The sequence below is a fragment of the Streptomyces sp. SID13726 genome (assembly GCF_010548375.1).
In the GTDB taxonomy this organism is placed as follows: Bacteria; Actinomycetota; Actinomycetes; order Streptomycetales; family Streptomycetaceae; genus Streptomyces.
In genome coordinates this window covers 1-409 of sequence record NZ_JAAGLY010000663.1, presented here as the reverse complement: position 1 = coordinate 409, position 409 = coordinate 1, and the positions used below count along the sequence as shown (strand labels likewise).

1 protein-coding gene is annotated in these 409 nt (G+C 68.2%); it reads right to left on the bottom strand.

Translation table 11 applies throughout. From position 1 onward, the window contains the following. Nucleotides 1–96 precede the first annotated feature (96 nt). A partial coding sequence (locus G3I78_RS49660) for a transcriptional repressor (protein WP_164437253.1) occupies nt 97–409 on the bottom strand: 313 nt, incomplete at its 5' end.

Genomic DNA, 409 nt, shown 5'->3' with positions numbered 1-409 from the left:
AGCTCTCCGTAGTGGGCGGCGACGCCCTCGTCGCGGCCTTCGGCCGGTACGGCGCCGGGGAGATGGAGCAAGGGGCTGCTGGTCATGCCACCAAGCCTACGACGGGGTGCCCTGGTGCTTGGCGGCGCACTTCTTGCAGAGCCCGAAGATCGCGAAGTGCTTCATGTCGGTCTCGAAACCGAAGGTGGCGCGCAGCTTCGCGGTGAACTCGGCGGCGATGTCCACGTCCGCCTCGATCACGTTGGTGCACTCGCGGCAGACCAGGTGGATGTGGTGGTGCCGGTCGGCGAGGTGGTACGTGGGGGCCCCGTGCCCGAGGTGGGCGTGCGAGACCAGCTTCAGCTCCTCCAGGAGCTCCAGCGTGCGGTAGACGGTGGAGATGTTGACCCCGGACGCGGTCTTGCGCACC